A 13,885-nucleotide genomic window follows, 5' to 3' on the forward strand; every position below is an offset into this window, starting at 1 on the left:
CCGGCGTCTGCCACACCTGTCGACAACCCGCCCAGGCCACAACCAACCCACAGAAACCCCAGGTCGACAGCACCTAACGAAGCCCTACTAGGACCTGTTCACGAATCCCGAGAGGGGAGTGCGTCCCAGCCACCCGCCAGCGGCGACCGAGTAGACGCTTGGGTCCTGGGCCACTCCCACCCTCGGGGTCGGCTGGTTATTGGTAACCGGCGGGCGCGGTCGCTGTCGGTGAGGACGGGCACGCTCCCTCTCCCCGTGCCCGCGCGGACAACCGGGCAGTTGGCCCACGACCTGACGCTGCCCGAGCTGGTCGATTGGTGGCGCGCGACCCAGGACATCCTCACCGACGAGGCGGGCCCAACCAGCAGAGGGGCCGTCGACGTCGGCGCCAGACTCGACCAGGCTGACGCGGGGCGGCGACACGCTATGGGCGATGGCTCAACGGCACATGATCACCGCGACCGGATTGCTGGACTGCCTCGACCTCGACGACCCGGTCCACCGGCACGTGGCCGTGGAGCAGGCCGCGCAGTTTACCGCGGTGCTCGAGCTGTGCTGGCCCGCCGACCGGGCCGATGGACATCAGCGGCACGTGGCCGACGCGGTGCGCTGCGCGGCCGACGACCTCGCGGCCGCGACTCGGCTGTGGCACCCTTGCCGACGCCGCTCGCCGCGACTCCGGCTGTCACCAGTTTCCTGGTCGTATTCAGCTTTTGTCGCACTTCGACCGGCCGCAGTTGCCCACTTCAAGCGCCGTCTCGCAAGGTGGATCACCACAGAGCGATGAGACGGACGGGGCAGGGACATGGCTGACCAGTTGGGCAGCAGGCCGGGGTTGCTGCAGGATTTCCGGACCCGCGCGGGATTCGCACCGGAAGCGGTGGCGACGAAGCTAGGGGTGGGCCGTACGACCATCTTCAATTGGGAAAATGGTCGTACGGATGGTCCCGACCAGCACCAGTTGAAGGCCTTGGATGAGCTCTACGGTGCAGGCGGTGTGCTGCGCGACCTGTACCTTGCCTTGCGCACGCCCGACGCATTGCCCTCTGGAGGGCAGTGGTACCACAACTTCCAGGGCGAGTCCGGACCGTGCTGGGCGTGGGTGCGCGTGAAGGGCGACAAGCACCGCATCGTGTACGTCGATGCCGGGCCGTTCCGGGCGGAGCAAAAAGTCCAGCCCGGAGCTGGAGTTTTCTTACAAGCGCACGCGTTCGCCCCCAACCCGCCGGTGCACGTGCAGATCGAGGGCGAGGGCTGGGCCGATTTCGGCAAGGGGGTCCTGCCACCCGACATCGGCGCGCCGGTCGTGAACGCGATCGACATCGCGGTGATCGGCCCTCGTGACACCCCCGACTACGCGCTCGTGATGGCCGGGAAATCGTGGTTGCCGTATACGAAGTACAAGGGCATGCCGACCTGGTTTGCCGCTCTGAAGGAGCGCCTCGGCGATCAGGTCGAACGGGCCCGGACTGCTCTCGTGTCCGCCGCGAGGGCGGTGGTGTCCATGAAGACCGATGTCAGCTCCATGCCCGCGTCGCTGGACGAGGTGCCGCGTCACTGGGGTGGCGAGCCGTACCGCCGGCTGAGGGATGCCCGCGGCCTGAGTTTGCAGGACATCGCCGAACTCGCCACCAAGCTGGACGCGTCCCTGCCGCCGGTCACGAAAGACCACGTTCACCGGCTCGAGCACGGCTCGACACCGCGCGTTCCACAGCTGGTGGAGCGCCTTGACGCCGTGCTCGGCGCCGATGGTCGGACGTGCACGGTCGAGGTCACCGACGTCCAAGCCACCGGGCGGCTCACTGCGATCACCTTCCCGACCTACTGGATCGGGCCGGTGTGGGTGCAGTTCCTGCGCACAGGGCAGACGGAGGACAACAACGCCACGCTCTTGTGGAGTCCTTGGCGCAAGAAGCTGACCCTTTGCCATAGCGTTGTGGTGACGACTCGGCGCGCGGAACCGGCACAACCCCCGCTACGGGTAGACCTGCCACCGGGCTGGGAGGTGCGGGCGGGCGTCGGCGTCCACCCGCGGGCAGTAGATGTCCAGGTGGGCTGGGGGCTGATCAACGTCGACCTGGGCTCCGCCGCCCTCGGCCGCTACTTCGCGGTCATGAAGCAGGCTTTCGACGGAGCCCGTCCCCGCTAGAGATCGACCATCCACTGGTCACGGGCGCGGCTGTCCTGCGTCCGGTAGTTCAGCACACCCAAAAACAGGAGGAACCATGCGAGCAACAAAGGTCTTCGTCACCGGGATCGCCCTGATCGCAGGGACGCTCTTCACGGCCACCCCGGCCCATGCGACCTGGAACGACCCCAAGGTCAACGTCAGCGGCCACCTAGACTGCGGTGGCGCGCAGGAAGCGACGTGGGTGTGGTACGAGGCCTCCAACGGCGAGCACGGCTGGGCCGACACGTCGAAGTGGACGTCGGTCAACGGCTGGTGCCGGGCGCATTCCTTAAGCTCATCAAGATCAAGTCCTACCAGGTCAACCTGACCAACGTGTCCAAGGACGGCACTTGGTTGACCATCAAGGTCGGCTGCAAGGGTGTGCTGGGCGGCCCGACCAAGGAGTATCAGACCGGCTTTGGCGTCGACCGGCCGACGTTCGGCCGCGGCGTCACCCAGCACGTCTGCGTCGACGCACCGTTGGGCTGCATCTGGTAGCAGCAGTTCTGGCAGCTACCGCACGCATCTCACGATGACAGCTTGGACCAAGCGGTGCTCGAAAGTTCGCTACTACGCGTCGTGCCCTCGCCCGAAGTTCGGGGAGGGCACGACGTCGCTTCTCGCGAGACGGTGCCTGCGTCAACAGGGGAACCGTCAACCCGCGCTTCGCCGCAGCCATGCAGTGATGCCGTGGGTCCCAGCGTGGACAGTTTCCTGACCTCCGAGCTGGTGATGACGAGCTAATCAGCGTATCCCCTGGCAGGCAACAGTTTTGGAATCTTGGAATCCGTTGTAACTCTCTCACCTGCGACTTAGGCTCGATCGAGGCACTTGGCAGGCGCCTGTCAAGCTTCACGGAATCCGAGCTATTAGAATAATTTAGGATCTTTTTGGAATAACTTGTAAGATTTTGGAGAAGTAGGTTCCGCGCACCTGCTCGCGGAACCTAAAAAATTGTGTTTGGACTGTGGACCAATCGTTTTGCCCAGGCAATGATGAGGGGTGGCGTCACGCTTTAGAGGTCGTAACGCCACTTGCCGACGGCAGCGTCAACTGCCCGACGCGAGTGTTCCGCCTCCTGCATCGCCGATGCAGCAGCCGCAGCCAGCGGGTGGGACGGTCGAGCTCGTGGACCGTCCCACCCGCTCTCGCAGTGACGGAGACCGCAATGGCCGTTCGAGGTTTGGTCCCAGTTCCCGCACCGCCTGCCCGGTCGTCGGGTAAGACACCGATGCTGACCACCCAGGTCGTGTGGCTGATCGGTCTAGTACTCGGCCTGGGCGCCGTGATGACGCTGGTCGGGCACGTGAACGTGCTCCTCGCGTTCGGGCTGCCCGTGGCGGTCGTGATCGCCATCCTGGGCGCAATCGGGATCGGCAGGGCCACGAACACGATGTACCGCGATGTCCTCGCGTTCTTCCAGCAGGGCGGCAACGACGGCCGAGGCACGCCATGACCAGGGTCAGCGTGGTGCGGCCGCAGAAATCCACCACCCCGCGTGCCAGCACGCAGCGGCCTGCCGTAATCAAGAACGACCCCCCGGTCGTCCAGGCTGGGACGATCGGGGTGGCCCATTTACGCAACGCCAGCCCAGGCAGGTACATCCCGGCGGTGCCAATCCACGCCTCGGAGTTGCAGGCGACCAGCGTCTCGGAGTTCCTGAACCTGCTACGGGAACTGCTCAAGCGGTCGGGCGTGAACCGCAAGCGGATCGCCGAGCGCTCCGGCATCCCACAGTCCACGGTGTACCACCTGCTCAGCCCCAAGACCACCACGCTACCGACGAAGATGGTGCAGGTACGGATGTTGGCGGCGGCGTGCGGCCTCGCTCCGACCGAGGTGGAGCGGGTGTCCCGGTTGTGGATCGAACTCCGCGAACTGCCCAAGATTGCCGCAGCGGACACCGACGCCGTCGGTGTCGACCAAGCCGTCGAACCACCCTCTGATCAGCATGTGGTTCGCCCCATGCTCAAGAAACGGCGCGCCATGAAGCTCATGAAGAGGAGCCTCCCGACCCAATTGCTCCCGATGTTCTTCATCTTGGTGCCGATACTGCTGAGTGTGATGATGATGGTGATGTCCGAAATGTCCGAGAGAGGCATCATCGCCCTTCCCGTCGTGATCTCCGTCGCGGCAGGGATGACGGCCGTGTACCGCTCTTGGACCAAGCCGAAGGTCATGGTCGTAGAGCAGCACACGCTGTCCGACGGGACGGTCAGGACGTTGGAGCGGTACGAACGCTCGAACGGGTCATTCGGATACCTGGATCGGACCGTGGACCCCGAAGGACGGGTCAGCTTCTCCCAGTGCGATGAGTGAGACCTGCATCCGTCATTGATCTAGATCGGATGCTTTGGGGGCGTTGGTAAAGGTTGACGGCGCCCCCAAAGCGTTTCGATGGGTTATCCACAGTCTTGCCATATCAAAAATCGAACATATGTTTGATTTGACTTTCGATAAGTGACCCCTACCGGAAGTGAAACGATACAGTCTCGAAAATCACTTTCAGGAGCGACGTGCAGACCAGACCGGACAGGGCGAGCCGATCCAACCAAGAGTACTTGGATTCGCCCTAAGTGTTTCGAAAGACTATTAAAGACGGAAACCGCTACTAGTAGCCGATTTGGCTTTTTCTAGTCATGCTGGCTCCATGCTTCCTCCGCGCGACCGCATCGACGACCTGGCTCTGCTCGTCCACCCCGTCCCTCTCCCCGGCGAGGTCGATCCGCCCGAACTGCTCGACGACGCCCGCGACGACATCGCCGACCGCCGCCGGGAGTACGCCGACAACCTGCGCGCGATGACCGACGACACCGGCGAGGACTCGCTGCTGGTGGTCCTGCGCGCCGCGGCACGGCACCGCGATGTCAACGACCGCCGCATCCGCGACCTGCTCGCCTACGGCCGGCACTGCACCGGCACCCGCCCGGACTACACCTGGGACGCTCTCGCGGCCGCCGCGGGCATGCCCTACTCCACCGTCCGTAAGGCCATCGACCCTGACGACGTCGACCGAGTCCGCGACCTCCTCGGCGGCGGCCGCGCCGCCCCGCCGACCATCGACAGGCACGTCCCGTTGCGCCACGAGCACCTGGTGGACCTGGCTACGCGGATGAACTCCGTGCTGCGGCCCGCGACGCTCGGCCCGGACACCCCGCCGCTAACCTCGATCGCCTGGCTGACCCACCAGATCATCAGCTCGCTGGTCGACCTGCTCGACCCGAACCCGTCCGCAGACATCGACCGCGCCGAACAATTGCACGGCTTGGCCGCCTACGCCGACACCATCCGCCACCACGCCCACCAGCAATGGGCTGGCGAAACCGAAGACGTCGACCTCGCAGCCTTCACCGACGGCCGCGCGGCAGCCGAGACTCATCTGGGTATCGCCGCCCACGTCGAAGCCGCGACCCTGACCCTGGTGCTGCCCGACGGCCGGACCCGGATGACGGTCGAGATGAGTCCGGCCAGGCACCGCGACCCGGAACCGGAAGGTTGGATCCGCTGGCAGGGCGACACGCCGCTGGCCCCGGTCGACGGCGCCCGACACCTCGCCATCTCCTCGGCACTGACCATACTCAGCGAAGTCGTCACCGCCGCCTTGCCGACGGAACTGCGTAAGCAGAACGGCTAACCGCCATCACAGTCACTCGACAGCGGGGAGGAACCGCTGCAACTCTGGCGGTACACCACGGTCGAACCGCACAGACTCGAAGTTGGCGTTGTCGGTGAACGTCGCCGAGCTGAAGTAGGCGTTGTCGGTGAACGCCGCCCAGCCGAAGTAGGCGACGCTGGCGAACGTCGCCGACCTGAAGTTGGCGTCGCCGGCGAACGTCGCCGAGCTGAACCGGGCCGTCCGGGTGATGCAGTGGTTCAAGTCGAAGTCGATCAGGTGGGCGCCGGTGAGGTCAAGGTCGGTGTCGGGCCAGAACGCGGCCACAGGCTGGGAGCCGTCACCTGGTCGCAGGTGGTCTCCCAGGATGCGTTGGGCGGCGACCCGGACCTCACGTTCCTGGACCCGCTCGCGGTACACGACCACCGCCGCCTCGTACTCCGGCCCGGTCTCCGGCTGCGGCGGGTCGCCGGGGAGTTCGAACGGCATCCGCAGGTAGGCGCAGAACACGCGGACCACGGTCGGCCGCTGGTCGAGGTTGTCCTGGGCCAACCGTTCCAGCGCGTACAGGCCACCCAACCGGACCGCGGCCTTGTCCGACCCGAGCTGCTCCACCGCTCTGGCGAACAGGTCGGTCACCCGCCGCGCGGCCGCGTCCCGCTCGGTGGCCTCGGCCACCCGCTCGGCGTGCAACCGGTTGATCTCCGCGACCCGCACCGCGTGCGCCTGGACGTCGACCGCATGCGCCTGGACGCGTTCCCGCTGCTCCAGTTCGCGTTTGCGCTCCTCGAGCTCCAACTCTTGGGTGCGCTGGCGCCGGGCGGCCAGGTAGAGCGCGAACAACCCGCCGCCACCGACCGCGATCGACGCGGCGAGCTTGAGCACGTCCAAGTACGCGGCGGCCTTCTTATCCGAGTCGACGAACGCCAACCCGTCCACCCACCGCCACAACAGCGCCGACGCGACCGCGGCAGCGCCCAGCACCAGCACGGCGACCACCGGCACCGTCCACCGCGGCAACGGCGCCCGCGCCACCGGACTCGATAAAGTCGGGACTATAGAGGTGTTCTCGGAGTCGACCATGTTCGTACGATCGCCTGCCCCATGCCCAGCGCTACACCTTAGATGAGCATGACCAGCGTCCATCGTCGAACCGATCGGAGCTTCGGGATGTCGCCACGACAAGGACCAAGTGGTCTGAAATCCGGGAAATTCTCCGCCATGAGTTCGATTCCGTTTGCCAGATGGATCCGGGTCTCCTCCGGGGCAGCGGCCGGTGACGATTCGGATGACTTCGTGCCCGAAGCGGGCAGAATCTGCTGTTGACGAGGTCGAGACGGCAGTGCTCTTCGTCTCTGGGCTGGAACTGTCGGACAAAGTGAATGGCATGGCAACGAAGCCGATAGCCATCAGTGTCAGATATACGACGGCTTTACGGGGCGGGTTTCGGTCATGAGATCAGGGTCCACCAGCACGGGCTAGGGTTGACGCGCTACGTGTGCCCTGACGGGTGAGATTGTTCCGCCCGATGACCGAACGAAGTCGAGTTCGAGCCACGACCGGAACGAGCGACGAGCACCGCTTGGGCCGGGCCAACATCTCAAGGCTTCGGCCGGTCGTCGTGGAGCGGCCCACCGCGACGAGGCCTGATCCGTCACCCCATCACGACCAACTGCAGCACGACAATGTCATATTTCTTGGTCAACTGCCTATAGAGAGGGGGCGCTAGCTGACGGGGTCGCCCAGGATCTCGCTGATATCAAGGGTCTTGCTGATCATTAGAATCTGCATGCGCTTGTGGTCACGCCAGTTCTGCACGGTCCGCTCGAATTCCATAAGGTCGGGATCGCAGTACTGGACCCTCAGGCGGAGGTTCTGCACGTCGTCCCCCTCTGCTGGAATCGGGAAAAAGATTATCGAGAAGGCGGACTCCGAGGTCTGCAGCGCGGCCACGCCCAGCCGCCATGGCTTCTCACCTGCCGCGATGAGGAAGAAGTGGAGAGCTTGGCCGACGTAGTAGAGGTGCTCCGCAAAGCTACCGCTGCTCTTCCATGGATCTAGAAGCGTCGCTCTGATATGAGTGACGAGCGGGCCGCACATCTGCACGAAATCCAGCAGCGGGATGTCGGGACGGTCTTCACGCAGAAGACGAACGAGTGCGAGCACACTCGCGCGGGACCGCTCAGCCGTATGTGCGCCGCGATCATGGGTGCTGTCGACCACGAGCGTTCTGGTAAGAACTGCGGGCACTGTGAGCTGGTCGTTTTCGATTCTGACCAGGTAGTGGTCCATCAATGTGCGCAGAGCCGAGCGTGCAAGAATTCGCACGTGGGCGACGTTGGCGTCCTGGAGACCTCGGTGGTTGGCGATGGCCTGCACCACGAACGCGGTGGGAATGGGGCTCGGGTCGAGATATACCAGCAGCTCCAGCACCTCGCGGGCGTCCGAACTGAGGCGATCGATCGCCGTCCGATACAGACCTGTCAGCGACGGGAATCCGTCCGCCGTGTCGAGAAGTCCCGCGATGGTGCGACCCAGATCGCGGCGGAACTCGCTGACATCGGCCTGGTCCTCGGCGATCAGGGCGGCGGCAACGAGCAAAGCCAACGGGTGGTGTCCCAGGTCATGGGCGAGAGAGGCAGCGTCTGCAGGCGTGATGTCCGGGAGCACCAGTGACAGTAAGGCAGCCGACTCGGCCGGCTCCAGCTCACCGACCTCGACGTGGTCGACATCGCGCAGGCGGCGTGTGGTGGTCAGCACGACTGTCGTGTCGGTCTTGGTCTGGGTCAGGAACCGTGCGAGTTCGGTGTCCACCGCGTCCTCGATCACCACGAACCGGGGATTGTTCGGCGAGAGCATCAGTTCCCGCAGTGAGTGCGTCGGCACGTGATAGTTGATGTCCTGAATGGACAGTCGCAGCAGTTCGGTGATGATCGATTGCTGGAGCGCCTCCTGGCTTGAGCCGATGAGTCGCACGACCGATGAACCGGCAGCCCGGTATTTTTCGGTGAGCCGCCGTGCCAGCGTCCGCTTGCCGACGCTCGGCAGGCCAGCGAAGGCGATCACCGGCTTTCGGGCATTCACCAGTTCCCGAAACCGGCCCTCCAATCGCGGGCGGGATACGAATGGTTCCGCCTCGGCTGGAACAGCGACGAGCATGCGCCGACGCTTCTCCACGAGCGCGAGAACTGCTTCCGCTACATCGATGAAGCGCTGACGTCTATCCTGCGACTTGCGATATTTGCTGTGGCTGATGCCCAGCACGCCTGCCGCAGCCGTCTCACGCGCGGTGAGATTGGCTTTGTCGGTAGGCGTTCCCGATGCACCCAACGCGATGATCAATGCCTTTCTCTCGGCGTCGGTGTAGCGCTCGGTGACCGGTTCGAAGTCGATGGCGCCCTGCAGTAGCGCGCTGACCACTTTGCTGGCGCGCGGACGGGCACCGACGACGAGGTTCGCAGTGTCCGCCAGCAGCAACAACGGAGCGATCCGGGCATCGTCGTCGCCCAGGTGAGGCACGCCCTTTGTCCGGATGTGTTCGAGCACTTCGACGACATGGTCCAGCTGCACGCTCACTCCGATCACATATTGGCCAGGATCCTGTCAGAGATGCTGCGTCTTCCTTGACAGCGTGGGACATGAGCCGGCTCGCACCATTGTCCACACCACCGCCAGGAGATACCCATGACCAGCACCAACCCCCGTCGCGGCAGCCGACGGGCCCGCCTCGTTCTCATGGCCGCGGCCGTGCGCGGTACCTGCGCCGGTGTGGTGCGCGCCGTCGCCGAGTACCTGCTCGACCTGTTCTGACAGTGAGGGCCGGGGATCGTTCAAGACGATCTCCGGCTCTTCATTCCGCTATCGCGCCAGCCCTGAACGGGGTTAGCTCTGCGCCGAATCTTCACCCGAACAGCAGCACCCTCACCTGCACTCCGGACAACCTTCCAGGCTTCCGGGTAGACCGAAACTCGGAAGTATCTGGTCAGTCTCATGGTGGACGCGCTACGGGTGGGTAGAGCGTGGTGGCGGGGGCCTCGGCAGCAGAGCTCGGTCGGATGGCCACCATCGGGGCGGGTACAGCCGGTGTCCAAACAGTGGTACATGTTATAAATCAATCGTTTCTCGACATGATCCACAATTGCAGGTCCGAAACCCGTCCGGCGGGGGGCGAAGTGTTGCAAAAGGTGTTGAGAAATCGGTGTGTTCAACAAGTCGCCGACCGCCCTTTTTCATAAACTCTGGGGTATGACGCGTACCTGGCCTCCGTCCGACGACTGGTGTGAGGCGGCACCTCGCTGACCTGCGATGCGGCATCTAGTGTCACCAGGTAGGCGACACTCATTGTCAGTAGATCTGGTCCGCATCTTGCTTCTGGAGTGTCGGTAATGTCGCCTCAGCACTGACGTCCTGGTTGGTCCACTTCTTCGCCTCGTTGAGCTCGGGTTGCCGTTGCATCGGATGGACGACAATGCCGATAAGTTAAGAATCCAAGTTGATCTTCTGATGTCGCGATACGCAGGCCGCCTGCCTGCATGTTGATCTTGAAAGGCCTTAACTTACTGGCATTGGGATGGACGAATGCGGATGGATTGGCCTCTGAGCTGCGGTAATGCCCAACTCCTTAAAGTCGGAGCCGGGTTATGTGTGAGGGCTTGGCGTTGGATCAGACCTATTCGATGAGGAGGTAGAGGTCGTTCACGGATGGGATGACAGCCAACTCGGAGTCAACCGCAGCAGCGAACAGGTAGTGTTGATCATCGGGGCGTACTCGCCCGCAGTCGGATCGCTGTTCAAGGAGCAGGCATGAGCCAACCGATGGGATGGGCGCCGAACGGTGCTCCGTGTTTCGCCAGCGGTACCGCGCCGTCGTTTTTATGGATGGAGAAGCAGCTGCGCGAGCATGGCCTCCGGCCCGCTACCGGCGTCGCGGATGCGTTCGTCCAGTCGCAGCACGGTCCGGCGGCGCTCTACCTGATCACCACATGTGTCCTGGAGAACCCGGACGCGTGGCCACCGCTTCGTCCCGCCGATGACGCGCCCGCGGCGAGCACGCCGCCACGATGATCATGGCGAGCAGTCGACTTGATAATCGCCGGGCGACCACGGCGCTTGCGCATGAGCGCACCGGTGGAGCAGGACTGTGACCGGCGCCGGTTTCCCGGAGGTACCGGAGATCGAGAAGGCCTGTCGCACAGCCTATCGGGCGCTGTCGGCTCTCGTCCCTGGCTGCGTCACCGCCGAGGAGGAGTCGTCGCTGCCGGAGATCCTCTCCCAGTTCGGGTTTCTGGTCGACCGGGCCGATCTGGTGATCATCGGTCAACTCGGCCCGGCGGTGTCCTGGCAGGCACCGCCCCCAGGAGACGACTTCGACTTCGACCTGATGATGTCGGGCGTAGACCTCGACGACGACTTCCACACCTTCGGTGACGTCCGGCTCGGCGATGATGTGTTCACCGGCCCGGCCCGGACGTGGTACGACAGCCCGCTCAACCGTGCGGCTCTGGCGTACAAGCGACTGTGCGGATGGGATTTCGCCCCCGGTGAAGCGGGCGTGTGGTTGGTGATGCTGGCACCGATGTCCGCCAGCGGCGGAGAGGACGGACCGTGGTTCTACGGCGGACGGCTCGTCGGCTTCTTGGTGGTCTATGACCGCGACGAGGACGGGATCTATGAGTCGATCGGTCACATCTGGACCGCGACGGCCTGGCAGCGTCGCGGAATCGCCCGCCGTTTGCTGGCCGAGGCACGGTCACGGTTCACCATCACCACCATCGAGGAGCCCCTCACCAGTGCCGGTGCCGCGTTGCTGAAGCGCTGCTGATCCGGCCATTGCGGTTTCCTTAAGGACCCTGTTGTGGTGGCTGGCATGACCATCATTCGTCAACGGCGAGTCGTTCGATCACGCGTTGCTGTCCTGCTCGATAGGCAGGCCGTAGCGGCCTCGCGTAGCGCAGGCGGAAGATAGCGATCGGCGTTACTGACCCTGATCAGCACTCGCTGGTCGATGGGATGCCACGCGGTGACCGACTGCCGAGTCCCTTCAACCTGCTGCGAGACGTAGTCGAACTTATACATGTCCGTTATCTCCAGCAATGTCGGTGGCATGTGAGAAGCTGATGGCAATAAGCCGAGGATCGAAAAGGTGATGCTCAGTGGTCGAACTACACCCTTCGACGTACCTGCAAGCGGCAGCATGGGTGCCCGACGACGACCCGGAGCGTGCCTGGTCGGATGCCGCCGACCTCGCTGCGAACTGGATCTGGGGGCGTAGTGAGATCGAAAAAGTAACGCCCCTCCTGGTGACTAATACCTTCCAGAATGGTGTGGGCATCGGATGCCTAGACGAGATGGCTCGTCGTGGCGGTCAGGCCACACCGCAGGGTAAGCAACGGTTTGATCGCGGTCCAGTATTGGTCTACGTGCCGGATGCCCGGACGCTGAAGTTCGCTCTCGATCTCGCCCACGGCTACTCCCTTGCGATAGTGGAAGCGGTAGGCTTCTCGATTGCCGAGTGGGCGGCAGGCGCGGGAGCCATTAACCTGCTCGACGGCACCACGAGTACCAGTGGCATTCCGGCGGACGTCAAAGCCGACCTCGATCACGCGGTGTTCTTCGGCGGCAATAATGGTTGGACCGGGCCGCATGAAAAACAGCACGCCAGTTCTCACCTCGAAACCCATGTCCAGTCCGGCCGACTCACACCAGAACAAGCAGCATCCTACGTCATATCACAGGGCGTTTCCGACGCGGGAGCCAAAAGACTGCGCCGACTTCTCGAGAAGTCGGCATAGCACATGCAGGAGCTTTATGATCGCGCGTTTGCACGCCTCGGCCGCGTGGCTGTCAAGCGGCAGGAATTCGCTCAGTGCTGGGCGAGTTACATCTCGATGCACCAATGGGACATTGATGTCCGGGACATCGATGTTACCGAGGTTCTACTCGTTGGCCCGTCGCGGAGCGGACGGAACCCTGCCGTGCGAACTCGGCCGCGACCGGGAACTCGTAGGTGCCGTACGGGTTGACGTGTGCGACGACCATGCTGTGCTGCTCAGCGTTCAAACTCGTTGAATCGTAGCTTATCTATTCTGCTGCAAGTAAAGACGCGAACCACAGGTGGTGGCGATCGGCGACAATCGACTCAAATAGATTCGCCGAATCCATCGTCATTCTATTCCGCCGGGCGGGTCGATCCGGCGTAGTCGTCGCCGTTGTACCGGTAGTTCGCGATCTGCACTGGCTGCCCGAAGGTCGGCGCGTTGATCATCAACCCGCCGCCGATGTAGAGGCCGACGTGGTGGATGTTGCCGGGTGTGCCGTAGAAGACGAGGTCTCCCGGCAACAGTGGCTGACCGGCCGGGACGCGCGAGCCTGCGTCGAACTGGGTCTGCGCGGTGCGCGGCAGGCTCACCCCGGCGGCGTCGTAGGCGGCTTTTGTGAGCCCGGAGCAGTCGAACCCCGCATCGCCTCCCGCTGGCCCGTTGCCGCCCCATATGTAGGGCAGCCCGCGTTGCCCGCAGGCGTAGTTGATCGCAGCCAGGGCGATGGCATTGGGGGCCTGGATGGCGTTGCAATCGCCGTTGCCGACGCTGCTGGCGGCGGCCTCGGCGTATTCGGCGGCCTGCTCGAGGACCATGTCGACGTACCAGTCGGCGTGGTTGTAGGAGAAGATCGCCGCCCGTAGGTCGCCTCGACGTACTCCGTTGTCGCACAACATGAAGGTTGCGGCGTGGATGGCGTCGTGCGGGTTGTACCGAGAGGGCGGCGAGGCGCCGCCGGGCGGGATCTGGTGTGCGGCGATGACACCGTTGAAGGTCGGCGCGAGGAACTGCATCGGCCCGCCGGCCCCGGCGTAGTTCTCGCCCTCATGGACACCGGGCAGCGAGGACCGGCCGTGGTCGGTCTCGACCTTACCGATCGCGGCGAGCACGGTCCAGTCCAGCCTGGGGCAGTCTGGGGCCGCGGTGACGTAGAGCAGGCAGTACTCGGGCGGAATGTCGGCGATCGGTGTCGTGCAGTCGGCGATGGTGTTCGACGAGCTGCCGAACAGCGCCTCCACCACCGAACTCACGCCCATGCCGAGGAGGATGGGGATGAGCAGCAGT

General features: G+C 64.1%; 13 protein-coding genes. 10 read left to right on the forward strand and 3 right to left on the reverse strand.

The features are described 5' to 3' along the window. The first annotated feature begins 433 nt into the window (after positions 1-433). From CLV43_RS47340 to CLV43_RS37055, 6 genes are all read left to right on the forward strand, one after another. Complete coding sequence (locus tag CLV43_RS47340) at positions 434-787, forward strand: hypothetical protein (RefSeq protein ID WP_146175044.1); 354 nt, start codon at positions 434-436, stop codon at positions 785-787. 18 nt (positions 788-805) lie between these two features. After that, a complete protein-coding gene (locus CLV43_RS37035) occupies positions 806-2,149 on the forward strand; it encodes a helix-turn-helix domain-containing protein (RefSeq protein WP_106193516.1) in 1,344 nt (447 codons plus the stop codon). Positions 2,150-2,368: 219 nt separating this feature from the next. Continuing rightward, positions 2,369-2,668: a hypothetical protein gene (locus tag CLV43_RS37040; protein ID WP_146175045.1), complete on the forward strand. Its 300-nt coding sequence runs from the start codon at positions 2,369-2,371 to the stop codon at positions 2,666-2,668. A 733-nt stretch (positions 2,669-3,401) separates the two neighbouring features. Beyond that, positions 3,402-3,626: a hypothetical protein gene (locus tag CLV43_RS37045; RefSeq protein ID WP_106193519.1), complete on the forward strand. Its 225-nt coding sequence runs from the start codon at positions 3,402-3,404 to the stop codon at positions 3,624-3,626. Next, positions 3,623-4,489, forward strand: coding sequence for a helix-turn-helix domain-containing protein (locus tag CLV43_RS37050; RefSeq protein ID WP_106193521.1), 867 nt, complete (start codon positions 3,623-3,625; stop codon positions 4,487-4,489). The genes CLV43_RS37045 and CLV43_RS37050 overlap by 4 nt, the downstream gene beginning before the upstream one ends. Positions 4,490-4,820: 331 nt before the next feature. Further along, positions 4,821-5,804 (forward strand): hypothetical protein, encoded by a 984-nt coding sequence (locus CLV43_RS37055; RefSeq protein WP_106193522.1) that lies wholly within the window; start codon positions 4,821-4,823, stop codon positions 5,802-5,804. Between the two features lie 12 nt (positions 5,805-5,816). On the opposite strand, the gene CLV43_RS37060 is transcribed toward CLV43_RS37055, so the two are convergent. After that, complete coding sequence (locus CLV43_RS37060; RefSeq protein WP_146175046.1) at positions 5,817-6,866, reverse strand: pentapeptide repeat-containing protein; 1,050 nt, start codon at positions 6,864-6,866, stop codon at positions 5,817-5,819. Positions 6,867-7,508: 642 nt separating this feature from the next. Continuing rightward, positions 7,509-9,359, reverse strand: coding sequence for a hypothetical protein (locus CLV43_RS37065; RefSeq protein ID WP_146175047.1), 1,851 nt, complete (start codon positions 9,357-9,359; stop codon positions 7,509-7,511). Between the two features lie 108 nt (positions 9,360-9,467). Here CLV43_RS37065 and CLV43_RS50215 point away from each other — a divergent pair, with 108 nt between their 5' ends. The 4 genes from CLV43_RS50215 to CLV43_RS37075 all read left to right on the forward strand — a co-directional run bounded on the left by CLV43_RS50215 (position 9,468) and on the right by CLV43_RS37075 (position 12,574). After that, positions 9,468-9,593, forward strand: a complete 126-nt coding sequence (locus tag CLV43_RS50215) for a hypothetical protein (protein WP_281262195.1) — start codon at positions 9,468-9,470, stop codon at positions 9,591-9,593. Between the two features lie 993 nt (positions 9,594-10,586). Next, positions 10,587-10,847: a hypothetical protein gene (locus CLV43_RS47345; protein WP_146175048.1), complete on the forward strand. Its 261-nt coding sequence runs from the start codon at positions 10,587-10,589 to the stop codon at positions 10,845-10,847. Between the two features lie 76 nt (positions 10,848-10,923). Beyond that, entirely contained in the window at positions 10,924-11,604 is a 681-nt protein-coding gene (locus CLV43_RS37070; RefSeq protein ID WP_106193527.1) for a GNAT family N-acetyltransferase, read from the forward strand. A 331-nt stretch (positions 11,605-11,935) separates the two neighbouring features. Next, complete coding sequence (locus tag CLV43_RS37075; RefSeq protein WP_211304741.1) at positions 11,936-12,574, forward strand: hypothetical protein; 639 nt, start codon at positions 11,936-11,938, stop codon at positions 12,572-12,574. A 377-nt stretch (positions 12,575-12,951) separates the two neighbouring features. Here the strand turns inward: CLV43_RS37075 and CLV43_RS37080 are convergent, their stop codons facing one another. Next, positions 12,952-13,857, reverse strand: a complete 906-nt coding sequence (locus CLV43_RS37080) for a C40 family peptidase (protein ID WP_106193968.1) — start codon at positions 13,855-13,857, stop codon at positions 12,952-12,954. Positions 13,858-13,885 lie beyond the last annotated feature (28 nt).

It is taken from the genome of Umezawaea tangerina (assembly GCF_003002815.1).
Taxonomy (GTDB): Bacteria; Actinomycetota; Actinomycetes; order Mycobacteriales; family Pseudonocardiaceae; genus Umezawaea; species Umezawaea tangerina.